This is a genomic window from Paenibacillus xylanilyticus (genome assembly GCF_047246825.1).
GTDB classification, from domain to species: domain Bacteria; phylum Bacillota; class Bacilli; order Paenibacillales; family Paenibacillaceae; genus Paenibacillus; species Paenibacillus xylanilyticus_B.
Genome location: NZ_JBFOLB010000001.1, coordinates 2,038,943 through 2,063,483 on the forward strand (window position 1 = coordinate 2,038,943; position 24,541 = coordinate 2,063,483).

Annotated in this window: 20 protein-coding genes; 2 read left to right on the top strand and 18 right to left on the bottom strand. The window is 48.1% G+C overall.

Annotated elements, in window-relative coordinates:
- Positions 1–23 precede the first annotated feature (23 nt).
- The 6 genes from pstB to AB3N00_RS08840 form a co-directional block, all read right to left on the bottom strand.
- Positions 24–779 (bottom strand): phosphate ABC transporter ATP-binding protein PstB, encoded by a 756-nt coding sequence (pstB, locus tag AB3N00_RS08815; protein ID WP_413034199.1) that lies wholly within the window; start codon positions 777–779, stop codon positions 24–26.
- Between the two features lie 219 nt (positions 780–998).
- On the bottom strand, positions 999–2,189 hold the full coding sequence (locus AB3N00_RS08820; RefSeq protein WP_413034200.1) for a methyl-accepting chemotaxis protein: 1,191 nt from the start codon (positions 2,187–2,189) through the stop codon (positions 999–1,001).
- 152 nt (positions 2,190–2,341) lie between these two features.
- Positions 2,342–3,070, bottom strand: a complete 729-nt coding sequence (locus AB3N00_RS08825) for a response regulator transcription factor (RefSeq protein WP_413034201.1) — start codon at positions 3,068–3,070, stop codon at positions 2,342–2,344.
- A gap of 117 nt (positions 3,071–3,187) precedes the next feature.
- Positions 3,188–5,017: a two-component system histidine kinase PnpS gene (gene pnpS, locus AB3N00_RS08830; protein WP_413034202.1), complete on the bottom strand. Its 1,830-nt coding sequence runs from the start codon at positions 5,015–5,017 to the stop codon at positions 3,188–3,190.
- Between the two features lie 28 nt (positions 5,018–5,045).
- Positions 5,046–5,393 (bottom strand): cupin domain-containing protein, encoded by a 348-nt coding sequence (locus AB3N00_RS08835; RefSeq protein ID WP_413034203.1) that lies wholly within the window; start codon positions 5,391–5,393, stop codon positions 5,046–5,048.
- A 272-nt stretch (positions 5,394–5,665) separates the two neighbouring features.
- Positions 5,666–6,535, bottom strand: coding sequence for an SDR family oxidoreductase (locus tag AB3N00_RS08840; protein WP_413034204.1), 870 nt, complete (start codon positions 6,533–6,535; stop codon positions 5,666–5,668).
- 361 nt (positions 6,536–6,896) lie between these two features.
- On the opposite strand from AB3N00_RS08840, the gene AB3N00_RS08845 reads away from it, so the two are divergent.
- Positions 6,897–8,456: a histidine kinase N-terminal 7TM domain-containing protein gene (locus AB3N00_RS08845; protein ID WP_413034205.1), complete on the top strand. Its 1,560-nt coding sequence runs from the start codon at positions 6,897–6,899 to the stop codon at positions 8,454–8,456.
- A gap of 154 nt (positions 8,457–8,610) precedes the next feature.
- On the opposite strand, the gene AB3N00_RS08850 is transcribed toward AB3N00_RS08845, so the two are convergent.
- The 4 genes from AB3N00_RS08850 to citZ all read right to left on the bottom strand — a co-directional run bounded on the left by AB3N00_RS08850 (position 8,611) and on the right by citZ (position 12,684).
- Entirely contained in the window at positions 8,611–9,036 is a 426-nt protein-coding gene (locus tag AB3N00_RS08850; protein ID WP_413034206.1) for a hypothetical protein, read from the bottom strand.
- A gap of 135 nt (positions 9,037–9,171) precedes the next feature.
- On the bottom strand, positions 9,172–10,113 hold the full coding sequence (gene mdh, locus AB3N00_RS08855; RefSeq protein WP_175399646.1) for a malate dehydrogenase: 942 nt from the start codon (positions 10,111–10,113) through the stop codon (positions 9,172–9,174).
- Between the two features lie 15 nt (positions 10,114–10,128).
- Positions 10,129–11,421, bottom strand: coding sequence for an NADP-dependent isocitrate dehydrogenase (gene icd / locus AB3N00_RS08860; RefSeq protein ID WP_175399645.1), 1,293 nt, complete (start codon positions 11,419–11,421; stop codon positions 10,129–10,131).
- A 150-nt stretch (positions 11,422–11,571) separates the two neighbouring features.
- The gene (gene citZ / locus AB3N00_RS08865; RefSeq protein ID WP_413034207.1) at positions 11,572–12,684 is read right to left on the bottom strand and encodes a citrate synthase; all 1,113 of its coding nucleotides are present in this window, start codon (positions 12,682–12,684) and stop codon (positions 11,572–11,574) included.
- Between the two features lie 468 nt (positions 12,685–13,152).
- Here citZ and ytvI point away from each other — a divergent pair, with 468 nt between their 5' ends.
- Complete coding sequence (gene ytvI / locus AB3N00_RS08870; RefSeq protein WP_413034208.1) at positions 13,153–14,271, top strand: sporulation integral membrane protein YtvI; 1,119 nt, start codon at positions 13,153–13,155, stop codon at positions 14,269–14,271.
- An 87-nt stretch (positions 14,272–14,358) separates the two neighbouring features.
- On the opposite strand, the gene AB3N00_RS08875 is transcribed toward ytvI, so the two are convergent.
- The 8 genes from AB3N00_RS08875 to AB3N00_RS08910 form a co-directional block, all read right to left on the bottom strand.
- Complete coding sequence (locus AB3N00_RS08875) at positions 14,359–14,754, bottom strand: FxsA family protein (protein WP_413034209.1); 396 nt, start codon at positions 14,752–14,754, stop codon at positions 14,359–14,361.
- A gap of 6 nt (positions 14,755–14,760) precedes the next feature.
- Positions 14,761–15,267, bottom strand: a complete 507-nt coding sequence (locus tag AB3N00_RS08880) for an acyl-CoA thioesterase (RefSeq protein WP_413034210.1) — start codon at positions 15,265–15,267, stop codon at positions 14,761–14,763.
- Between the two features lie 132 nt (positions 15,268–15,399).
- On the bottom strand, positions 15,400–16,827 hold the full coding sequence (gene pyk / locus AB3N00_RS08885) for a pyruvate kinase (RefSeq protein WP_175399641.1): 1,428 nt from the start codon (positions 16,825–16,827) through the stop codon (positions 15,400–15,402).
- Positions 16,828–16,934: 107 nt separating this feature from the next.
- A complete protein-coding gene (locus AB3N00_RS08890; RefSeq protein WP_413034211.1) occupies positions 16,935–17,975 on the bottom strand; it encodes an acetyl-CoA carboxylase carboxyltransferase subunit alpha in 1,041 nt (346 codons plus the stop codon).
- A complete protein-coding gene (gene accD, locus AB3N00_RS08895) occupies positions 17,976–18,869 on the bottom strand; it encodes an acetyl-CoA carboxylase, carboxyltransferase subunit beta (protein ID WP_413035231.1) in 894 nt (297 codons plus the stop codon). It abuts the gene before it with no gap.
- 412 nt (positions 18,870–19,281) lie between these two features.
- A complete protein-coding gene (locus AB3N00_RS08900; RefSeq protein WP_017689496.1) occupies positions 19,282–19,470 on the bottom strand; it encodes a hypothetical protein in 189 nt (62 codons plus the stop codon).
- A 248-nt stretch (positions 19,471–19,718) separates the two neighbouring features.
- A complete protein-coding gene (locus AB3N00_RS08905; protein WP_413034212.1) occupies positions 19,719–20,210 on the bottom strand; it encodes a phosphatidylglycerophosphatase A in 492 nt (163 codons plus the stop codon).
- A 224-nt stretch (positions 20,211–20,434) separates the two neighbouring features.
- Positions 20,435–24,412: a DNA polymerase III subunit alpha gene (locus tag AB3N00_RS08910; RefSeq protein WP_413034213.1), complete on the bottom strand. Its 3,978-nt coding sequence runs from the start codon at positions 24,410–24,412 to the stop codon at positions 20,435–20,437.
- Positions 24,413–24,541: the final 129 nt, after the last annotated feature.

Sequence of the window (24,541 nt, forward strand, 5' to 3'; positions counted from 1 at the left end):
GGGTTTGTTCGACTTCAGCTTGCTTAACCGAACCGGCCGGATATATAATCCTCGGTTCGGGAATCCTGGGGCGTGGAGAACAGCGTTTCGGTCTCAGCAGCCTCCACCACTTCTCCATTCAGGAAAAATACAGTTTTACCCGATACGCGTGCAGCCTGGTGCATGTTGTGGGTTACCATGACAATCGTGTACTTGTTGTGCAGTTCCTTAACCAATTCTTCGATCTTCAATGTGGAGATTGGGTCTAGGGCCGAAGTTGCTTCATCCATCAGCAACACATCAGGCTGGACCGCGAGTGCTCGTGCAATACACAAACGCTGCTGTTGTCCACCAGACAAACTAAGAGCCGATTTCTTGAGCACATCTTTTACTTCATCCCACAATGCAGCGTGAACAAGACTTTGCTCGACCAACTGGTCCAGCTCGGCCTTCTGGGTTACACCATGCAAACGCGGGCCATAAGCGACGTTATCATAAATTGATTTTGGAAACGGATTGGGCTGTTGAAACACCATTCCTACCCGTTTGCGCAGTGTCTCCACTTCGATTTCATTACTGTAAATGTCCGACCCATCGAGCAAAACTTGTCCTTCTACACGCACACCCGGAATCATGTCATTCATCCGGTTTAATGTGCGAAGCAACGTGGATTTCCCGCAACCTGACGGTCCGATGAACGCAGTAACGGTCCGCTCCGGCAGATCCATTGATATATTTTTAAGCGCATGGTGCGTATCATAGTATAGATTAAGTCCTTCAATGTGAATGAGTTCCTTCATGGATGTTCACTTCTCCTTCGCTGGAGGGACAAACCAAGCTCCCTTTACGTTGAGACCGGAGGCTAATCATTATTGTAAGCTTCTCGGTCATCCTTAATATCCTACCTTCTCATTGTAAAAACAGTATCACTTTCATGTTAACGGAATGTAAAAAGACATCTTTCACAAGCTATGACCTTCCCGGGACGGTCATAGATGGTAAATGATGTCTTGGTTCGTTTAAATTTCGTCTCCAGAGACCATGGCCTCAAGTTTTCTCCGAATGTACTCGGCCACTTCCCCAGCCTGCTTGCCTTCCTGTGCAATATTGGCAGCATTGCGAGACATGCCTTCTACAGCGGCGTTTAACTGGCTGAATGCTTCGCCACCTTCGGAGACATGTAAGGCGCTGTCTTCGATCTCTGCCGCACTGGCCCGAACCAGTTCAACGGTCTGTCTGGTTAATTCTCCGATCCCTTCAAGCAATGAAGTTATATCACCCGCAACCTCCCGGGTTTGCTTGGCCAGAGCACGAATCTCACTGGCTACCACCTGAAATCCTCGTCCATAGTCGCCTGCGTGGGCTGCCTCAATTGATGCATTCATGGCAAGCAATGCACTTTGATCCGCCAGAGAACGTATGGAACGTGCCATTCCGGCTCCGGTTTCGATTGAAGTCAGCATATCATTCGCATGTTGGCGTTGACCTCCCATGTGCTGATGCACGCGGTTATAGGAAGCCTTAACTTGCATGAGACTGCTCTCGCCCTGTTCAGACAAGTGAATAATCTGTTTTGCTTCTTCTCCAGTACTTCCGGCTGACACAACCAGTTTCGTAATCGATTCATGAATCCGGGATATCTCTTGCCGGCTCTCTGTAATGGTGTGAACACGCTCTTCTCCAGCCTCATGCTGAAGCCTTCTGGACAAAGACATGAGATCTCGCATCGTAAGCACACCAAGCAGTCTTTGCTCCTCTGTTATAATGATACAATCATAGAAGTGCTGCTCCGTTCGGGATAATGCTACATCTATAATCCCTGGGGCAGCTGCATGTACATCCACCACAACCGGGGAAGAATCAGCGACATGCGAAATGGGCTTGCGGTAGAACAGGTCGGCGGCAAAACGTCCATTCAGTATCCGGTATAATGTCTCCCGCATTAATAAACCCAGCGGGCGATTTTGATCATCACCCAGCACAACACATGGATAACTCTGATCCTGATTCAGCATACTTGCGGCTTCCCCACAAGTGGTATGTATCCCGACCATAGGAACCTCACGACAGTAGTCGCGGATGGACACCTGATTTTTGAGGGCAATATCTGCCGCATCCGCATCCTTCTGATTCAAATGGCTTGTGTCATCCTCATGCGTATATGTATCTTCTACGGGTAGGTCAGGCTTCACTTCGAGCAACATGGGCATAAATGCGCAATCTCCTTTACGTATGAGCTCCGTCCTGAGATGGGTTATATAGGTCCTAAGAATCAATCGGACAAGTTCATGCTACTCCCTCTATGTAAAGGAATATTTAGGTTTATGTAAAATGAACGTAAAATAAAACTCCCCGATCATTGCTAACTCGAATGATGGGGAGTTTTTCTTTTTACAACCAGCTTATAACCTACACCTCGAATGGAATCAATATGAACAGATTCCGGATCCAGCTCCAGCTTTTTACGCAAAGAACTGACATGGACGTCTACCGTGCGCTGACCTCCGATATAATCAAAGCCCCAGACTGCATTCATCAGGTCATCCCGTGTAAGCACAACGCCTGGCTTCTTGGCCAGATAAAGCAGTACTTCGAATTCTTTCGGACGCAGACTGATGGATTGTCCACCCAGTGTCACTTCATACTTCAATGGATAGATCTCAAGTTCACCGAGTACAATGCGGGAACCGTCCTTGTCCTCTGGCTGCGGCAAGTCATCGCCATTGGAATATCGTCTCAATACGGCATCCACTCTGGCAAGCAACTCTGACACTCCGAAGGGCTTCGTGATGTAATCGTCAGCTCCAGATTTCAGACCCTGTACAACTTCGGCTTCACCGTTCTTCGCCGTAAGAATGATGACGGGTGTAGTCACGCCCTGAACTCTTAATTTGTTTAAAATGTCGAGACCGTTCATTCCTGGAAGCATCAGATCCAGCAGAATCAGATCAAAATCCTGGGAAACTGCCCGGTCATATCCTGAAGATCCATGATCCTCAGCTGTAACGTCATAACCTTCTTGTGTCAGGTTATACGTAAGCAATCTTGATAATGTAGGCTCATCTTCAATAACAAGCAAACGCTGTGCCATGATACCCCTTCTCTCCTTATAGGTTGTCTGTTGCCACAACACTTTATCTATCATAGCACTTATTTGTTAACGCTGTGTAAAGCAAGTTGTTCGTTTTTACAATTCACTTCTCGAGGCCTAGATCTCTTCATCCTGAATTAATGGAAGGATAACCCGGAAGGTTGTCCCCATGCCGAGTTCACTTTCAACGGACAACTTGCCGTGATGCAGCTCAACCAGATGTTTTACAATGGACAATCCGAGCCCGGTTCCACCCGAGTTGCGCGACCTTCCTTTATCTACCCGATAGAAACGTTCAAAAATGCGCGGCAGGTCTTTCTTCGGGATGCCAATCCCGGTATCAGACACGGCAAACACAACCTGTTCCTCATCCTCACCATGTTCGACGGTTACCTGCAATTTCACACGTCCACCTTCTGGGGTGTAATTAATTCCGTTGGAGAGCAGATTGATGAAAATCTGTTTCATCTTATCCTCGTCAGCTTCGATATACAGTTCCTCCGGAACATGCATCTGCAGGCGAATCTGCTTCTTCTCGGCCACTTTGGATAGTGTGCCCAGGACCATCTCAAAGAAGGAGTGGACATGAACAGGCGAACATTGCAGCGGCGCCCGTTTGGATTCAATTTTGGATAACTCCAGAATATCCCCGATTAACCGGTTCAATCGATCACCTTCATCATAAATGATCTGCAAGAATGATCGTTCTGTCTCCTTGTCCTGAACCCCGCCACTCAGCAACGTCTCAGCAAACCCTTTGACCGCAGCTACAGGTGTCTTCAATTCATGGGATACATTCGCCACAAACTCGCTGCGCATCGACTCCAGTCTCCGTATCGCTGTAACATCCTGCAAAAGGAACAGCATCCCACGGTATCCGCCATCATCTTCTGACATTGGAACACCGTCAATACGAATGAGTCGTTCCTCCGGATTAAATATACTTACTTCTTCATGCATCCGTTCCTGAATAGCTACACTTTCTTCAATTGTACGAGTCAATTCATAATGTTTCTTCAGATCGATATACGGTTTACCCGTCACACGCTCGGCCTGAATACCCAGCATCCGCTCCGCTTCCCGGTTCACCAGTGCAATGGATTGACCCGCATCAATCATGACAATACCGCCCGCCATATTCGCCAGGACACTCTGAAGCAGTGCCTCATTGTCTCTAATTGTCTTCAGCTGGGTTTGAAGGCTGTCAGCCATCCCGTTAATGGCCAGTCCAAGCTGTCCGATCTCATCTCTGCGCGTCACTTCTACCCTGGCGTCATAATCCAGTTTGGTAATCTGGTGGGCCACCTTCGTAATGTGCTCGATCGGTGATGTCAGTCCTCGCGCAACCCGGTAGCTGACCAGAGCCACAATCAGGAACAACAGTCCCAGCGCTACAAACATAATCAACCAGCCACGCTGCAGTCCCTGGTCTACCGCAGCCAAACTCATTGACAATCTGATGTAACCATCGAATTCACCACCAGGCACTTCGACCATGTCGCTTTGATCCGAGTTCACGGGCAGAGCCACATATAACATATCCTGCCCCAGGGTCTCACTGTAACGGATGGACCGGCCATAACCATCGCCAACTGCACCCTTAATCTCTTCCCGATCCGAGTGATTATCCATCGTAGCAGGATCCGTCTCCGAATCTCCAATAACTGTTCCATCTCGATTAATGAACGTTACCCTTGAGTCGGTCAGCTTCTCCAGCTCTCCTGCACGTTCAGAATAATATCTTCTGGTTTCCGCTGCGTTTGGATCGGTTGCATCATGGAAAGGGAACGTCGCCTTCAGCAAGTTGATTTCACGCACCATCGTTTGTTCCAGTGCAGTGGTATGTGTCGTTTTAAATACTCTGCCCATCGTATATCCAGCCACAATGACAGATACACCTATCAGTATCATCATGATGATGGAGAGGCGAACTCGAAACGGTCTCATTGATCTCTTCCTTTTTATATAATCTCAATTACAGGTCATTCAGCTCTATTCGGTCGCCACGTGTACTTGGCAATGAAACGACCAGAAACTCCACTTCTTCTGAGCTATTATTTTGCATTTGATGAGGCACACCCGGCGGAATTTCCATTCCTTCATGTGGCTCAAGAGTATACTCTATTCCATCAAGTTCCATACAAGCCACCCCGCTAAGAATGAAGAAGAATTGGCGGCTTACGGAATGGTAATGGCGTATTTCAGCTGTACCTGCCGGCATTCGCTCGTGGATAATGCTTAATCCCTCGTTCTGGACGAGATGCCATCCATCACATTGTGCTCCCCATATGTAGTGCGCTGCATTTTGTTTGCTAATCTTCATGTTGTATCCCCCCGATGCTTATGTTCCGTCTATCATATCACAGATGCCTTCGGGACAAATCCTTTTTCCATTGAAATAAGATTGGGCTACCTTTGCTGCAGGGGTCAAGGAGAGCATTCATTTAAAATATCATGTAACTATCATTTCTGATCCTGACTTTTGTAAACAGAGCATAGAATTTTGGGTTGATTGTTAAAATCAAAAAGACGTATCGCCCAGCAGCAGCCGGAACGATACGCCTGATTTATTGAATTTGGAACACTGCACTTGTGTTATCCGTTTACGACTTCGCCGCCATTAATATGCATGACTTGTCCACTCACATAAGATGAATCATCCGATGCCAGATACACGTAAGCTGGGGCCAGCTCATCCGGTTGACCGGGACGTTTCATTGGCTGAGTTGCGCCAAACTCGCTCACCTTTTTCTCATCAAAGGTTGAAGGGATCAACGGTGTCCAGATTGGACCAGGAGCTACTGCATTTACACGAATACCCTTCTCAACTACATTCATGGATAGGGATCGCGTAAAGGATGTGATTGCTCCTTTGGTTGACGAGTAATCGATCAGGGTCGGATTACCGCGATAAGCTGTGATGGATGTCGTATTGATGATCGTGCTGCCTTTCTTCAGATGTGGCAGGGCTGCCTGTGTGACATAAAACATCCCGAATATGTTGGTACGGAACGTCCGCTCCAGCTGTTCAGGCGTAATATCCTCCAATTGCTGCTGCGGATGCTGCTCGGCAGCATTGTTTACCACAATATCCAGCTTGCCCAGCTGCTCCACCGTCTGCTGAACGGCTTTCTTGGCAAATGCGACGTCACCAATGTCCCCAGCAATCAGAATACACTTGCGTCCTTCCTGCTCCACTTGCCGCTTCGTCTCTTCGGCATCCTTGTGCTCACTCAGGTATACAATGGCCACATCCGCACCCTCTTTGGCATACGTAACGGCAACAGCACGTCCAATTCCACTGTCACCCCCGGTAATAAGGGCAACCTTGTCCAACAATTTGTCAGCCGCCTTATACTGCGGTTTCTCGAATTCCGGCTTTGGGTGCATCTCCGATTCAATTCCGGGACGCTGATCCTGATGTTGTGCCGGCATCGTTTTTTGCGTTTGTGTATTGGTTGACATTTCACATTCTCCTCTCAAAATGAATTGCTGTACAAGTTCTCATTCTGTAGGATGGCATGAACAGAACAGATTATTCCTCTGTAACTGACATCATCCAAGTCCACTACTGCTGTCTCGATACTTACTTACCACTCTCTTTCGGAGGTCAAACAGAAAATATGATTTAATTAAATTGGATTAAAATCCACTTTTTTTCGGAGATACACCGTTTCTAAATTCAATTTGTAATTCCTATGATGCTTGGGCTGATGTACAATGTACAGTATACAAATGTGTTTTTTTGTTCCTTTTATCGGTATAAACCAGCGTTCAACCAGGCATTTCAAATAACAGATTTTCAATCTGACATGGAGATCAAACAATGGAATCGCACATTAATGCATACATATCCCTTGTAGCCACTTCAGCCGTTCTGAATGTTTTTTTGTGTGTCTACACGTATTTTAGAAGAGCGGAAATTTCAAGAGCCAAAGTATTTATTCTCTATACGGCTGCATTATCCGTTTACACCTTTGGGTATGCCATTGAGCTCGCCAGCAATACACTGGAACAAATGAAATTTTGGACGGTAGTGGAGTACATGGGCATGCCTTTTTCGGCCTCCCTCGGTTTGATCCTGATGATCCAGTACACGGGAAAGTCTTTATCGAAAAAGGCGACTGCTGCGCTGTTTATCATTCCGACGATTACACTCTTTATGGTTGCTACCAATGACTATCACCATCTGTTCTACAAAAAAGTATGGCTTCGAACGGATAGTTCTGTTCCTCTGATGGATATTGCCGCTGGTCAATGGTATGTGGTTCACGGAGCATTTACGTTTTCATGTCTGTTATGTGCCTGTCTAATCCTGATTGCGCAATGGAAACACACGAAGAAAATGTATCACCGTCAGCTGCTCACATTGATTACCTCTCAGTTGATTCCGATGACGGGTGCATTTCTTTACTTAATGGGACTGACGCCAGGAGGAATGGATCCCGTTCCGGTGCTCATGTGTATCACTTCATCCATGTACATCTGGGCAATCCTCTCTTCGCGTCTTTTGACTATCGTCCCTATTGCCAAAGACAGTATCTTTGAGAGTATGCGCGAAGGTGTTATTGTTCTGGATGGTTCGAATCGTCTGGTCGATTACAACAAGGCCTTACGTAATATGCTGCCTGAACTTGAGCTGAGCATGGTTGGACAGCCCCTGAATGATATCTGGCTTACACTTGCCGGTGAGACTTTTCCTGTGGAATACGGGAAGGAAGGCCTGCAGACCGATCTGTATTGGCAGCTGCATGGACAGACGGTCTGTTACCAGGTCAGAACATCGTATGTGTACAACAAAAATGGAGAGGCCGTTGGCAGCCTGATCATGCTGATCGATATAACGGAGCAGCGGTTTCTGCAAGAACAATTGAAGCAACTCGCTTATTTCGATGGTCTGACCAAAATATACAATCGAACGCATTTTCTGCATAAAGGCCGGGAAATGCTGAACGAGGCTCAGCTTAATCATCAGCCTGCATCCTTTATTTTATTTGATATTGATTATTTCAAACGAATAAACGATACCTACGGACACGATGTTGGCGATCAGGCGATTGTTCATGTCGTTTCTGTATGTAATCGTTATCTGAATTCCGAAATGCTGTTTGCCCGGTATGGCGGAGAGGAATTTGTCATCGCACTCCCGAATGCCACTCTTCAGGAGGGTAAGCGATTAGCCGAGCAGTTACGTGTGGCATTGCTGAACGATCCGCTTGATGTGGAAGGCACTCTTATACCCATTACATCAAGCTTCGGCGTTGCCCAATACAGTGGTGTTACGGACTCACTGGAGTCATTGCTTCGAGATGCAGACAGTGCACTATACGAGTCAAAACGCAATGGCCGAAACGCCGTATTTGCTCATTCAGTCAGCCTCGCCTAATTAAAAAAGAATGCAAACAAAAAATAGACAGCCCTTTGGGGTTGTCTATTTTTTATGCCGACCTATTTACCCAGCAGGGCTTGTCCTATCCAATTTGCAAGCGTTTTAAGTTCAGGTTAGAACCTGCCTTAGATCGCATTCTTGCGTTAACCTCTTAGATTACAGTTCGATCAACCATAAGATAAATCATGATGAGCAGTAGCACAGCCAGCACTGTACTAAACGTGCGGATCTTGCTTTGCTCAGGGCTCACGTCACGGTTGCTTTTCACACCTTCTGCAGCCAACCGCAGCGGTTTACCCATAATGCCCCCAATGGCAGCGATTGCGAGCAATAAAACAACCACTACACCCATCCAAAGGTAGGAATATTCCCCCTTCGTCATCAGGTACCCCCCTGTGAGAAGCTGGATAACCAATCCATACTGGGCAAAACGGTTCAATGAACGAACCGACGTAAATGCGCCTTCTTGTGCCGCAGCATTCAGCGTGCGAATCTTACCAACGACAAACGGCAAGATCAGATAGAATCCCATCGACAGCGCTCCGATAATATGGAGCAAATACATAATCATTGTCAAAACTTCCATCCTCCTCAACATTTTCAATGTGCTATACATCACATCCCATTATACTGGGGAACTTATCCAAAGAAAAGAAAACCTCCGGGTTTTCCGGAGGTTTTCTCACTGTTTATGTTCAAGAAGTTTTCAAACTTAGATGGTTACGACAGAAATGACGTTTCGAACTGAGTCAGCGGATTTATCGAGTCCCGCCTTTTCCTCAGGCGTTAGTTCGAGTTCGAACACTTTTTCAATTCCGTTTCCGCCCAGAATGGTTGGTACTCCCAGGAACAAATCATTATAACCGTATTCACCCTCAAGGTAAGCAATCACTGGAATGATCCGTTTTTTGTCTTTCAGAATTGCTTCGGTCATCTGAACCAGTGAAGCTGCTGGCGCATAATACGCGCTTCCGTTACCAAGCAGATTGACAATCTCGCCACCACCAACACGAGTGCGCTGTACGATGGATTCGATGCGATCTGCCGGAATTAGTGTATCAATTGGAATACCACCCACGCTCGAATAACGAACAAGAGGTACCATATCGTCTCCGTGGCCACCAAGAACGAAACCACGGACATCCTCAACCGATACATTCAGCTCTTGCGCGATGAACGTGCAATAACGAGCTGTATCCAGGACACCGGATTGACCGATCACTCGGTTTTTAGGGAATCCTAGTGTCTTATATGCTGCATAAGTCATCGCATCTACCGGGTTGCTCAGAATAATGACGATGGAATCAGGGCAATATTTTTTCACATTTTCACACACGGACTTCACGATTCCTGCGTTGGTGTTCACCAGATCATCACGGCTCATTCCCGGTTTGCGGGCAATCCCAGCAGTGATAATCACAATGTCCGAACCTGCAGCGTCTTCGTAATTGGAAGTTCCGATGATATTGCTGTCAAAGCCTTGTACCGGGCTGGCCTCCAGCATATCGAGTGCTTTACCTTTAGTCGGGTTCTCCAATTGAGGAATATCAACCAGTACAACATCTCCGAGTTCCTTTTGGGCGAGCATCAGAGCTGTTGTCGCTCCGGTAAACCCGGCGCCGACTACTGTGATTTTTTTGCGCTGAATAGTCATGCTTCTCAACTCCCTTTACAGGTTTTTAATGATTTGATCAGCGAATTCAGAGCATTTCACTTCAGTAGCGCCATCCATCAGACGTGCAAAGTCATATGTTACCGTTTTGTTGTTGATGGAAGTTTCCATCCCTTTGTAGATCAGGTTTGCAGCTTCTTGCCATCCCAGGTGCTCAAGCAACATAACGCCGGACAGAATAACGGAACCAGGGTTCACGACATCTTTGTCCGCATATTTAGGTGCAGTACCGTGAGTAGCTTCGAAAATGGCATGGCCTGTTACATAGTTGATGTTAGCTCCTGGTGCAATACCAATACCACCAACTTGTGCTGCGAGTGCATCGGACAGGTAGTCACCGTTCAGGTTCAATGTAGCAATGACATCGAACTCGCCTGGACGAGTCAATACTTGTTGCAGAGCAATGTCGGCAATTGCATCTTTAACGATGATTTTACCCGCATCTTCAGCTGCTTTTTGTGCTGCATTCGCTGCATCCGTACCATCTTTTTCCTTGATGATATCGTATTGTGCCCAAGTGAACACTTTATCGCCGAATTCATCCTCAGCTACTTCATAACCCCAGTTTTTGAAGGCACCTTCAGTGAACTTCATGATGTTGCCTTTGTGTACCAATGTCACGCTCTTACGGTTGTGATCGATGGCATACTGAACGGCTGCACGTACCAAACGTTTGGAACCTTCGGAAGATACTGGCTTGATACCGATACCTGATGTTTCAGGGAAACGGATTTTGTTAACGCCCATTTCCTGTTGCAGGAACTGGATCACTTTTTTCACTTCATCCGAGCCTTCAGCATACTCGATACCTGCATAGATATCTTCCGTATTTTCACGGAAAATGACCATGTCTACCAGCTCAGGACGTTTCACCGGGGAAGGTACACCGTCGAAGTAACGTACAGGACGCAAGCAAGTGTACAGGTCAAGCTCTTGACGCAATGCTACGTTCAGGGAACGAATTCCGCCACCGATAGGCGTCGTCAGAGGTCCTTTGATGGCTACAATATACTCACGAATCGCTTCAAGCGTATCGTTTGGCAACCATTCACCGTATGTATTGAATGCTTTCTCACCAGCAAACACTTCATACCATGCAATTTTTTTGCTGCCATCATATGCTTTTTCTACAGCTGCATCCAATACACGTTTGGAAGCTTTCCAGATATCACGGCCTGTACCGTCACCTTCGATGAATGGAATGATTGGGTTATTGGGTACTTGCAGTGTACCGTTATCAATCTGAATTTTTTCCCCTTCAGTTGGATGAGCGAATTTTTCTAATTTCATAGTCATAATTCCTCCTTGAGTGTTGGTAGTATCCGGTATCATGATACCGCTTGTCTTATTGAAGGAAGGGTCTTGATCCTCTGACCGTATTGCTGCCAGATCTCGGGACCCTTCACCCCATCCCTGTTTATTATACTGGTTTTGAGGTCATTAGCGAAGTTCAACTGAAATGTAACGCTGATCCGTTGGACCTGTATATTCAGCACGCGGACGAATAATACGGTTATCGGAGAGTTGTTCCAGAATATGAGCTGTCCATCCGGACACCCGGCTGATGGCAAAGATCGGTGTAAACAGTTCCTGTTCAATCCCCAGTTGGGTATACACGGAAGCGGAATAGAAATCCACGTTCGGTTTCAACCCTTTTTGCCCGGTAACCAGCTCTTCGATCTTCACAGACATCTCATAGAGACGGGTATCATTGTTCATGCTGCCCAGTTCCTTGGACATCTTCTGCAGGTGTTTGGCACGCGGATCTCCATTTTTGTATACACGATGTCCGAAGCCCATGATTTTCTCACGGTTGTTCAGTTTCTCCTGAATTGCTGCTTCCAGACGATCCGGTGTACCAATTTCATTCAGCATTTTCATTACGGCTTCATTCGCACCGCCATGCAACGGTCCCTTCAGCGCGCCAATAGCGGAAGTTACACCTGAATAAATGTCGGAGAGCGTTGCTACGGTTACACGTGCTGCAAACGTGGACGCATTCAGCTCGTGATCGGCGTGCAGAACCAGAGCCTGATCCAGCGCTTTAACTGCCGTTTCGGAAGGTTCCTCACCTGTCATCATATACAGGAAGTTCTCTGCAATGGAAGCGCCTTCTTTAGGAGCCACAGGTTCCTTACCCTGACGAATACGGGCGATGGCTGCCACAATGGTTGGCAATTGAGCTTGCAATTTGACCGCTTTATTTTCATTGGCTTCAGCTGTCATCTCGTCAGCCTGCTCATCGTACAGTCCCAGAGCGGAAACTGCAGAACGCAGTGCTGCCATGGTACTCATGTTTTTCGGATACAATTGGATTTGTGCAATCAACTCGCTCGGAATCGGCGCGTAATCGCTCAGGCTTTTACGAAGGGATTTCAATTCATCCGTATTGGGCAATTTGCCAAACCACAGCAAATAAGCAACTTCTTCAAAGCTTGCATGTTCAGCCAAATCGTCAATATTGTAGCCACGGTATGTAAGCACACCGTCTACAATGGAACTGATCGAAGAGGTTGTTGCAACGATGCCTTCCAGACCTTTGGTAGCTGTCATATTACATCTCTCCTTTAATAAACGAAATCAAGAAACCACAAAGCATGATGAAGCTCTCTCAGAAACGCAAAATTGGTGTTGAAAACATTTACAATTCATTAAATAGTAAAACCGTCAAATTTCGGGTTTCTTATCTGTCAATCGGTATTTCCTTATATCATCATACTGGATTTTGTCGGTTATGTGAACATCACGAAAGCTCATTCGCACATCAAACTTCTTTATCACACCTATAAATCATTTTTGAAAGCCTTTACAAAAACAAGGTTGACATTTTATCCTATTTATATAATTCTGTGCGCTGACTCCATGATTATTGCTATAAATCACACCGATCTGGCATACTCTAGGCAAAAGAAAATAAATGATTCCCAGCAGGCCAATCCAACGTTTCAAAACGCTGCAATTGCTCTATATTAACTAGATAGCTTCCATGCTGTTCGAAATTGTTAGAAGGAGACGTGACGTTTGGACAGAATTATTATGAAACGCCTGCTGCGCGGCTTATGGGTCATTATTGCAACCGTTCTGATTGCCTTTGCCATATACTTGCTGTTCCCGCTTCTGTATCCTTTTGTGATTGCATGGATTATCGCCTATGCCATGAATCCGCTGGTGAAGCTGCTTCAGGACAAAGCCCGCTTTCCACGCTGGTTAGCCGTAACTCTCTCATTGATTGTTTATTTCGGGGCTATTGTAGTGGTGCTATCCGCCGCAGTGACCCGTATGGTAAAAGAAGTGATTTCACTCACCACAAGTTTTGACCTGCATGTGGATGAGATCAAGGAAACATTTGTCCGCTGGACTCAAAATGATTCGATTCAGAATCTGATCAGCGAGATTAACGAATTTTATAAGGAAAATCCCAATTATCAAGAAACGATTAACAGCAATATCAGTAAAACTACCGAGTCGGTAGGTACGGCAGTTAGCGATCTGGTTACTGGATTTTTCAACATGATCCTTGGCTTACTGTCTTCACTGCCTAATATGGGCGCTGTATTAATTGTCGTCCTGCTCTCCACCTTTTTTATTAGCAAAAGCTGGACACGGCATGGTATCACGGTGTCGGGATGGGTGCCTTCTTCGATTCGCAAACCGATCGCGGACATATGGAACGATCTGAAAAAGGCCTTGTTCGGTTACGCCAGAGCTCAGTTGATCATGATTTCCATTACCGCAGTGTTTGTCATGATCGGGTTGCTGATTTTGCAAGTAAAGTCCGCTTTTACCATCGCTTTGCTGATCGGTCTGGTTGATCTTCTGCCTTATCTTGGCGTTGGATTGGTCATGGTTCCCTGGGCGGCGTACCTGTTCATGAACGGTGACCTCTATCTGGGGATTGGTATTTCAGTTGTCTATCTCATCGTACTAATTGCCCGGCAGATCATTGAACCGAAGGTGCTGGCAAGCAGTGTTGGTTTGGATCCGCTTGCGACACTTGTGGGCATGTTTGTCGGATTGAAGCTCTTTGGTGTACTTGGACTAATCATCGGTCCTGTCAGCCTAGTCATCCTCGATGCATTCAACCGGGCGAATGTGCTGCGTGATCTTAGGACTTATATCATCAATGGTCGTGTCCGATAGCTTTAGTACAAGTTCATATGACAAAAGGCTCCGCCCCGCAGGAAATGATCTGCCAGGTGGAGCCTTTATAATGAGCCAACCATAAGATTACGGACGGCGGTAGAAGGTGATGCTGCCGTTTTTCATTTTTTTCTCAAGCCAACCCAGGAAAAATAAACGGTACACTGCACGTGTTAACGGAAACACCAGGGTAAATCCAATGATATCCGTCACAAACCCTGGAATCAGTAGCAGGAAACCACCCACAAAAATAAAAAGTCCGTCTACCATTTTCCGTCCAGGCACTTTACCGCGCTCCATCTCGGTTCTGGCATCGACGAGTACTTTTCGCCCTTCAAACTGCAGCATCGCTATACCAATCAAGGACGTGAGAATCATGAGAAGCAATGTCTTCCCGGCTCCGATCCAGTCACTCATCAAAATAAATCCAAACAACTCAATAACCGGAACGAATAATAGTATAGCCCACATCCATTTTCGCATTACCAATTACTCCTTTCCTGAGAGCCACACGTTCTCAAGTGCGCTGTAGAGCTCAGGGGCGGCCTTATCCAGCCTAACGGGTTTCCAGTTCCCATTCACCCACACATGTTGGGTAGAGCCTGTAACCAGTCGTTCTCCCGGAAGTGGTTCATCAGAAGTCCATACCTGTTCTCCAATGCCGATCTGTTTAGCAAGGTCTTCGGTCGTGCGTCTTACGTCGTACTCATAATTCAATCGCAGACCACTAAATGCAACAATTCGGGTGAATATCATAATCTCATCATCATACCTTGCAGGCTTATGATATTTCACATCCAGTCCGGTTACGGGAAGCAATAACCCCTGTTCCTCCATTTTACGATATGTATACCCCATTTGGCGAATCATCTCGGTTCGACCGATTTCAAACCAATTCAAATAATTGGCGTGATAAACCACACCCATCTGATCGCTCTCCTGATAGCGCACACGCAGACGTGCCGCGTACCAGTTTCCTTGGCTCTGTTCTTGCATGTTATCGGCCTCCTTGGTCTACCATTCATACGTACTCGTCAGGTAAAAAGTGTCATAAAGATGGAAAAAAGCAACGGGACAAATGCCCCATTGCTTCATTCCTGTTCATTTTCCAGCTAAAGCTTAATGCAATTAAGCGTTGTTTGGAATTTGGCTAACTTTGATCAGGTTAGTGGAACCGGAGCGTCCAAGAGGTACACCCGCAGTAATGACAACCAGATCTCCTTCTTTGACGATTCCGGATTTCACTCCGCCTTCGATAGCATTCTCAAACAAGGAATCCGTTGAATCGCAACGTCTGCCTTTGACCGGTGTAACACCCCAAGCTAGTGCAAGACGACGGGAAGTTCTATCTTCCGTTGTCACGGCAATGATTGGAGCTTCCGGACGATATTTGGAAACCATACGAGCCGTATGGCCAGATTCAGTCGAAGTAATAATCGCTTTTGCGTTCAAATCCTGAGCGGACAGGGCAACGGATTGGCTGATTGCTTCTGTAACGGTTGTTTGTTGTGCAACACGTTGTTTCAGATACAGCTCTTGGTAAGGCAGAGCAGACTCTGCTTTTTCCGCAATACGGGACATCGTCAGAACGGATTCCACAGGATATTTACCCGCAGCTGTCTCACCGGACAACATGATTGCATCTGTTCCGTCGAAGATCGCATTCGCTACGTCACTTGCTTCCGCACGTGTTGGACGCGGGTTGCGTTGCATGGAATCCAGCATTTGTGTTGCTGTGATAACCGGTTTGCCTGCAACATTACATTTTTCAATCATGCGTTTTTGTACCAATGGTACTTCTTCAGCAGGAATTTCTACGCCCAGGTCTCCACGAGCTACCATCAGGCCATCAGACACTTCAAGGATCTCATCCAGGTTGTCTACACCTTGTTGGTTCTCAATTTTGGAGATGATTTGGATATGTCCGGCATTGTGTTTTTCAAGCAGTTCACGAATTTCAAGCACGTCACTTGCTTTACGAACAAAAGAAGCCGCGATGAAATCGATACCTTGCTCAATACCAAATACGATATCGTTCGCATCTTTTTCAGTGATACCCGGCAGAGAAATGGCAACGCCCGGAACGTTAACACCTTTTTTGCTTTTGATCGTACCACCGTTAACGATACGGCATTTGATCTCGGTGCCTTGCACTTCCACCACAGTCAGTCCGATCAGACCGTCGTCGATCAGAATTGTAGATCCCGGCTCAACATCATTCGGCAGATCTGCATACGTAATGGAAAGACGTTCTTTGGTGCCCAGAATTTCTTCTGTTGTCAAAGTGATGTACTCGTCCTGAACCAATTCAATCGGTTCAACTTCAAGTTTACCTGTCCGAATTTCCGGTCCTTTGGTGTCCAAAAGGATTGCTACGGTTTTGTTCAACTCTTCGCATGCTTGGCGAATCGCTTTGATCCGTCCGCCGTGCTCATCGAAATCACCGTGGGAGAAGTTCAGACGGGCCACGTTCATACCGGCCATAATCAATTTTTTGGTATTCTCCAGTGATTCACTGGATGGACCGATTGTACATACAATTTTCGTTTTGCGCATTTTGGGTTTCCTCCGATTTTAAAAGGTCTCTCTGTATATGTCTTTTTTCTTTTTCCAACTATTAAATTTACTATACTTTCGTTCATTTGTATAGGAAATTCGTCACATCATTCTGCATTTACCGACAAATTATTCACTGCATCGGTTCGAACGGGTTCCTCAGGGGCTTCAACTGGGGCCGGTGGCGTTGACGATTCGAACGTAACGGATCCGATTTTGCGGAATTTTTCGTAACGATCCTGCTTCAGCTGATCCCCACTCCAGTCTTTCATCTCTTCCAGATGACGAACGAGAGCTTCGCTGATCGCTGATGCAGTACCTTCGTAATCCCGGTGTGCACCACCACGTGGTTCAGGAACAATTTCCTCAATCACTTCCATTTCAAGCAGATCCTTGGCTGTAATTTTCATCGCTTCAGCTGCCTGATCTGCCTTGGACGCATCCTTCCACAGAATAGATGCAGCACCATTAGGAGAGATCGCTGAATAAATGGCATGCTCCAGCATGAGTACACGATTGCCTACAGCCAGGGCGAGTGCGCCGCCGCTTCCACCTTCGCCAATGACCACAACAATAACAGGCACCGTGAGCTTCGCCATTTCAATCAGGTTACGGGCGATTGCTTCCGATTGACCTCTCTCTTCTGCAGTATTACCCGGATAGGCTCCTTTAGTATCAACAAATGTAATAATTGGACGACCAAATTTATTGGCCTGCTTCATCAGCCGCAGTCCTTTGCGGAAACCTTCCGGATGCGCGCTCCCGAAAAAGCGGGCGATATTATCTTTCGTATCTTTCCCCCGCTGTTGTCCGATGACGGTTACCGTTTTTCCATTCAGCTTCGCAAGGCCGCCAACGACAGCCAGATCGTCACCAAACATCCGATCACCGTGGAGTTCGATAAAATCGGTGAAAATCAGCTGGATCAGGTCCAGTGCAGTCGGACGCTGTTGATGACGCGCCAGATGCATTTTCTGAGCCGCTGTTATGCCGGAATAGATCTCTTCTTCAAGTCTATGATAACGTTCCTCCAGGCGGGCAATCTCATCCGTGAAATCAATGCCCTTTTCCTGTCCGAACTGTACAAGCTCCTCAATCTTTTTGCGCATCTCAACCAGAGGCGCTTCATATGGCAACTCACCCGCCATTTAGACCCCTCCTTTTTCGCTGTGCATATCCAGAAGCTTGGCAAGGGTCGTACGAAGTTCCTTCCGGTGAATCACCAAGTCCAACTGACCATGCTGCATATTAAATTCTGCCGTCTGGAAATCATCAGGCAGCTTCTGACGGATGGTTTGTTCGATGACAATTCGGCCGGCAAAGCCAAATACGGCGCCTGGCTCAGCAATATTGATATCGCCCAGACTGGCAAAACTCGCCGATACCCCGCCTGTTGTCGGATCCGTGATGACCGAAATATAAAGCCCTCCCTGTTCATCCAAACGAGACAGGGCCGCACTTGTTTTGGCCATCTGCATCAAACTGAGGATGCTCTCCTGCATCCGGGCTCCACCTGAAGTGGAGAATATAATCAGGGGAAGATGCTTTTCGGTCGCGTGCTCTACAGCACGGGTAATTTTCTCACCAACAACAGAACCCATGCTGCCTGTGAAGAAGTCAAAACTCATGACAGCAACAACCACAGGTAAACCTTCAATCGTTCCTTCACCCGTGATGACTGCTTCCTTCAGGCCCGATTTCAGGCGCTGCTGCTCCAGCTTGCTGCTGTATCCTGGAAAACCAAGCGGATCCACCGATACCATGTCGGCATCCAGTTCAACAAAGCCTTGCTCGTCCAAAACCATGGCAATACGCTCCATGGCATTCAAGCGCATGTGGTAGCCGCAAGCAGGACATACTTTCAGATTTTTCTCCAATTCCTTGCTATATTGAATCGTGCCGCATTTGCTGCACTTGTTCATAAGCCCTTCAGGGATTTCACGCTTTGGACGTTCTCCGGCTTCCTGGCCTTCGCCACGAACCGCACGCTCGGAAGGTATGGTAGCGTACTTCCGTTTTTTTTGGAATATATCTTTGAACACAACTACACCTCTCCAGCCGTTGATTTGATAGCCGCACCCTGCAGTACGTCGCTTAAAAGCCACTTCTACACAGGTACTGCGGTAAACCGCTTACGACCCACACGCTATAATGGGCCTTGTCCAGGCATTCACAACAAAAAAATCCGCCGGTATAAGGCAAGAATCAGCGGCTTCTGTCAGCACAATTGATGTTACCTGCAATAACCGAAAGATTGTTGCGCGGAAATGCTTGAACTTGTCTCGGTAGGGTCTCCGGGAGCAGCCTGGTCAGTCCATAGCCTAACAAAAAAAGAAGGAAGGACAGCAGCATACAATACATGCAAGTCGATTCCTCTCTCCGCTTGCGCGGTCAGCCCCTTATGTACCGATGGTACTTACTCATTCGCCAAGGCACCTCTGATGTCGAAACAAATCAGGAATGCAGAATCGAATTCAGCACTTCCTGGACTTCTTCCAATTCCCCAGAAGGGACGCGAATCTCAAATTGCTGCTTGGATAAACTGATGGGACGGGTCTGTACCAGAAAACCTTCTTCCGAAAGCTTGGTCTTAATCTTGTCCGCAACCTTTGCTGTCGGTGCAATGTAAATCACCGTCCACATGCCATGTCCGCCCCCTAAGCTAATGTTCAGAGCCCGTATATTGGACTAATGATACCATACCTCACTTTTTTTCTGCAAGGAAGGGTTCGGGACCTAACGGGAGAAAACGGGAACTTGAGGGACATTTGTCCCACTAGGATAACCGATATGGTTAACACTTTGTTCCTGTATTCTGGCAAATAGATTCAGGCTTTCAGGTTCTTCAGGGCAGCACAGCCGCCCTGAAATGTCCTGCAGCTAGGAGGGAATTATATATCCTTGGGGTATTTTTTGGCATTAAGATTCTTGTGCGCTATTCGGGCGGAAGCCGCGGCAGCGAGACCGGCAACCAGGTCGTCCAGGAAAACATGAATGCCTGATCCATCTTCATTCAAATCGTGAATGACGCCTATTTTTTCTTTATCGAGGTAACCAAAACTGGTTAAACCAATCATGCCATACACATGGGTGATGCCAAGGGCCAGAGTCTCGTCCACTCCATACAGGGATTCATCCGCTTCCATAATCGCTTGCAGAGGCTGCGGCAGGAGACGTTTCTCTGCCAGCTCGTCTAGAGCAATGCCTGTATACAAGGTATACTGAACCTCTCTTTTTTGCAGCACTGATTTCACACTCGTTACACAGTCATCCATGGTCAGTTCCGGGTGGTACCCTTTTTGCAGACGATATACAATTTCAGCGATTGCATCAATCTGTACACCCCGCCGGGCCAGCATGGCTTCTACGATTTCATATGACATATCTCGACCTCCCGCATCGCTCCCCCGAGGACCGCCAGGTCCTTCGGTGTTCTCAAGTGTATGCGGCAAACTTGCAAAACGTTCATAAAAATCGCTAATGTCTCTTCTTTCAAGGCGGACAAATATTATTCCAGCAACAGCTCTTCCCGCTGTGGGCAAACAGAAGAACCTGCCCCATGCAACGGACAGGTTCTCACTAAATGTTATTGGCTCCAATCAAGCCATTACTTAATTTTGACCGTACCTTCGCCCAGCATCCGTTCCATCTCAGAGAACAGCGTTGGCGACGGTTTGATCCGGTAAGCATCACTTAATGCAAGCAGCTTCTGCTGCTGCTCATAGAAGAGCACCGTTGCAACCGGTCCGGGATGCTGCTGTAGGAGCTGCTTCAGGCGTGCCAGCAGCTCCGGCTTCTCGGACTGAGGAGTAATCTTCACGAACACCCGCTGCTGAGCAGCCTGAGACCGGCGGCTTTGCTCGGTTCCACCAGTAGCAGCGGTGCGGCCTGCCGATGATCCTATCGCCACCTCGGCCATGCCTGTCCCTTCCCCGCTGCGCGCTGCTGCGGGGCCTCCGCCTGTGCTGCTGTGCTGCGCTCCGGCTCCCGCACCGGCTGGCTGCCGTGCCGGAGCTGCCGGGCGGGAAGGGCTGCCGCTGCCGGGCTTGCCGCGCCGTTCACGGCTGCGCAGCTGCTGTTCCAGTGCCGCCTGTGTGAGCGGCGCCACCTCCTCAGCCAGCAGCTTAAACCCTTCGTCCTGCTGCTGCACCTTGGCACGCACGACGAGCAGTTCACCTTTCCCGACATGCTGCTGGCTGCGCCGCCATACTTCGGGAAAGAGAACCACTTCGCAGCGTTCGATCTGGTCTTCCAGCTCCATGAACGCCATGGCCTTGCCCTGTTTCGTCGTAATCGACTTCACGGACACCACCATCCCGGCAGCGACGGCCATCGTATCGTCGGCTGCTTCCGTGAGCTCCATGATCCGGTCCGCTCCGCTTGATTCGAGCACATCTTCATAATCATCCAGCGGATGCCCGGAGAGATACAGGCCCAGCAGTTCTCGTTCAAGCTCCAGCTGCTGACTGGCTGAATAAGCCGGGATCTGGGGATATTCAATCTCCCAGTTCGGTGTCTCAACGAAATCAAACAGCTGAATTTGCAGATCCTCGCGCTCCTTCCGCCACTTCAGAGCTGCCTCTACCGTTTCGTCCAGCATCGCGAGCAGCTGTGCACGGTGACCAGGCAAGGTGTCAAAGGCCCCCGCCTGAATCAGCGATTCAATGACACGTTTGTTGCAGACACGCAGATCAACACGGCGACAAAAATCGAGCAGACTGTCGAATGGACGTTCCTTGCGAACCATCATAATGCTTTCCATCGCTTGCGTGCCAACGTTCTTGACAGCCGCAAGTCCAAAACGGATGGATCCGGAAGCAGACGCCTCAGCCTGAATCTGGTCAGAAGCACCGGACTCTCCCATATCACTTCGGTTCAAACGTTCTCCTGCTGGCAGTGCATTATCTTCTCCATGAGTCCCCTCATCCTGCATGCCTTCAGGCATCACGGTCGCGGCCTCCCAGCCATAAGAAGGGTCACCCTCTTCGGGCATTGGACCCGGGTCATCCGGCAGTGGTGCTTCGCCATAGTCAGCCTGACCGGCATGATCATAAGCCTCATTCCGAGTGCCATCCTCGTTATCCGCAAGGGACTCGTCAGACTGATGCTTCTCCGCTTGGCCGGATATTGCGAAGGCCGGAGTAAACAGAATGCCACTCTCGTTCACATCAGGCGGTAATACTTCAATCCCCATACGCCGACATTCCACGACGTATTCCGCAACTTTGCGGTGACTGCCCATAACGGCTGTCAGCATGGATGCCATAAAATGAACCGGGTAATGGGCCTTCAGGTATGCCGTCTGGAATGCCAATACACCATATGCCGCGGCATGGGCACGCGGAAAACCATAGTTAGCGAATTTGACAATCATGTCGTAGACCAGGTCCGCCTCTTCTTCACTATAACCTTGTTTGAGACTGCCCTGAACAAAATGTCCACGTTCCAGATCGAGCACTTCCCGTTTTTTCTTGGAGACCGCTCGGCGCAGCAAATCCGCTTCACCCAGTGAGAAACCCGCCATGCGAGAAGCAATCTGCATAATCTGTTCCTGGTACACAATGATGCCATACGTATCCTTGAGAATGGATTCCAGATCAGCATGGGGATAATCGACCTCAATCTGTCCATGCTTGCCCTGAATGTACTTGGATATAAACTCCATCGGTCCTGGGCGATACAAAGCGAGAACGGAAATGATGTCTTCAAATACACTTGGCTTCAGATCCTTCAATACACGCCGCATGCCTGCGGACTCCAGCTGAAATACACCCATCGTGTCACCACGGCCAAGCATCTCATACGTCAGTGCATCGTCATCCGCTATATCACGGAAATCCGGAACTTCGCCCTCATCTCCGATCCAGCGCAGGCAGCGCTCAATAATGGAGAGGGTACGCAAACCTAGAAAGTCCATTTTGAGCAGCCCGATCGACTCCAGGTTTTCCATTGAATACTGGGTTAACGCGGTTCCTTCACTTCCTTCCTGAAGCGGAACGGCATCGGTCAGCGGATCGCGGGATATAACGACCCCGGCAGCATGCGTGGAAGCATGACGCGGCATGCCTTCCACCTTCATGGCCATGTCCAGCAATTCACGGGTTTTGGGCTTTGTTTCATATAAAACCTTCAGTTCAGGCGTTGCTTCCATGGCACGCTGTATGTTGATTCCAAGCTGTGCAGGAATCAGCTTCGCCGCTTTATCCACCTCACCATAAGGGACATTCAGTGCCCGTCCAACATCCCGCACGGCTGCACGCGCAGCCATCGTACCAAAGGTGATAATCTGCGCCACGTGTGCTTTACCGTATTTGTCTGCAACATAGTCAATAACCTCATCCCGCCGCTCATCGCTGAAGTCGATATCAATATCCGGCATGGAAATACGTTCGGGATTCAGGAACCGCTCAAAGAGCAGATTATATTTCATCGGATCGACATCGGTAATACGCAGTGTGTAGGCAACGAGACTTCCCGCCGAGGAGCCCCGGCCCGGTCCGGTAACGATTCCCTGCCTGTGGGCATATGCGATAAAATCCCATACGATCAGGAAATAATCCGAGAAGCCCATACTGTCGATGACCTGAAGCTCATAGTTCAGTCGCTGTTCGAGTTCGGCACGGAGCTCCGAATCCGTCCAACGTTCAGTATCCGCATAGCGGTCTTTCATGCCTTCTTCACAGAGTTGTCGCAGGTAGTTTGAAGGACTCTGTCCCTCGGGCAGCGGTCTGTACTCGGGCAAGATCGACTTGCCGAATTCCAGCTGCAGCTCACAGGAATCAGCAATGCGAACGGTGTTCTTCAACGCCTCTTCCACATGAGGGAACAAGCGGGCCATCTCCTGCTCACTTTTCAAATATAGCTGGTTGGTCCCAATCCGAAGGCGACTCTCATCATCTACGGTTTTTCCGGTACCGATGCAGATCAATACATCCTGAAGTTCGGCGTCCGCTTCCGACAGGTAATGCACATCATTTGTCGCCACAAGCGGAATATCCAGTTCCTCAGCCAGACGGATTAATTGGGGGTTAACTCTTTTTTGCTCTGCCAAACCGTGATCCTGAAGCTCCAGATAGAAATCAGGGCCAAAAATATGTTTGTAACGCAGCGCTGCACGCCGTGCCTCTTCCTCTCGACCATGCAACAAATGCTGGGGCACTTCTCCTCCCAGACAAGCACTAAGACAGATGATGCCCTCGTGATGGGCGGCCAGGCTCTCCATATCGATACGTGGCTTGTAATGAAAACCTTCCAGATGCCCAATGGAGCATAATTTCATCAGGTTGCGGTAACCCGTCATGTTTTTGGCCAGCAAAATCAGGTGATGAATCGGCTGATCCTTGCGGCTTCCCCGTTCCTTCCGGGACCCTGCGGTCATGTAAGCCTCACATCCGATAATCGGCTTGATGCCCCGCTCGATACAGGCTTTATAAAAGGGAACAGCGCCATACATGACGCCGTGATCGGTCAATGCGAGTGTAGTCATTCCAAGATCTGCGGCCTGGTTCACGAGATCCGGAATACGCGCAGCGCCGTCCAGCAAACTATATTCACTATGAACGTGCAAGTGCACAAAAGAACTCATGTTCGTTTCTTCCTTTCGCCGCGGATAGCTGCAGCATCTGTCTTCCGAGCCCATCTGCTGCCTATCTTTCTTCTATATGAATACAATAAATGAATAAAAATTCATCAGGTAAAACGGGACTTTATTATT

Bases quoted from the DNA above. Each gene is read 5' to 3' on its own strand.
- icd (WP_175399645.1), bottom strand. From the start codon at position 11,421: ATGAAATTAGAAAAATTCGCTCATCCAACTGAAGGGGAAAAAATTCAG.
- AB3N00_RS08820 (WP_413034200.1), bottom strand. From the start codon at position 2,189: ATGCCCATGTTGCTCGAAGTGAAGCCTGACCTACCCGTAGAAGATACA.
- AB3N00_RS08875 (WP_413034209.1), bottom strand. From the start codon at position 14,754: ATGCGAAAATGGATGTGGGCTATACTATTATTCGTTCCGGTTATTGAG.
- AB3N00_RS08900 (WP_017689496.1), bottom strand. From the start codon at position 19,470: ATGTGGACGGTGATTTACATTGCACCGACAGCAAAGGTTGCGGACAAG.
- pnpS (WP_413034202.1), bottom strand. From the start codon at position 5,017: ATGAGACCGTTTCGAGTTCGCCTCTCCATCATCATGATGATACTGATA.
- AB3N00_RS08890 (WP_413034211.1), bottom strand. From the start codon at position 17,975: ATGGCGGGTGAGTTGCCATATGAAGCGCCTCTGGTTGAGATGCGCAAA.
- citZ (WP_413034207.1), bottom strand. From the start codon at position 12,684: ATGACAGCTACCAAAGGTCTGGAAGGCATCGTTGCAACAACCTCTTCG.
- pyk (WP_175399641.1), bottom strand. From the start codon at position 16,827: ATGCGCAAAACGAAAATTGTATGTACAATCGGTCCATCCAGTGAATCA.
- AB3N00_RS08845 (WP_413034205.1), top strand. From the start codon at position 6,897: ATGGAATCGCACATTAATGCATACATATCCCTTGTAGCCACTTCAGCC.
- AB3N00_RS08825 (WP_413034201.1), bottom strand. From the start codon at position 3,070: ATGGCACAGCGTTTGCTTGTTATTGAAGATGAGCCTACATTATCAAGA.
- AB3N00_RS08840 (WP_413034204.1), bottom strand. From the start codon at position 6,535: ATGTCAACCAATACACAAACGCAAAAAACGATGCCGGCACAACATCAG.
- AB3N00_RS08835 (WP_413034203.1), bottom strand. From the start codon at position 5,393: ATGAAGATTAGCAAACAAAATGCAGCGCACTACATATGGGGAGCACAA.
- AB3N00_RS08880 (WP_413034210.1), bottom strand. From the start codon at position 15,267: ATGCAAGAACAGAGCCAAGGAAACTGGTACGCGGCACGTCTGCGTGTG.
- AB3N00_RS08905 (WP_413034212.1), bottom strand. From the start codon at position 20,210: ATGTCATATGAAATCGTAGAAGCCATGCTGGCCCGGCGGGGTGTACAG.
- pstB (WP_413034199.1), bottom strand. From the start codon at position 779: ATGAAGGAACTCATTCACATTGAAGGACTTAATCTATACTATGATACG.
- mdh (WP_175399646.1), bottom strand. From the start codon at position 10,113: ATGACTATTCAGCGCAAAAAAATCACAGTAGTCGGCGCCGGGTTTACC.
- AB3N00_RS08910 (WP_413034213.1), bottom strand. From the start codon at position 24,412: ATGAGTTCTTTTGTGCACTTGCACGTTCATAGTGAATATAGTTTGCTG.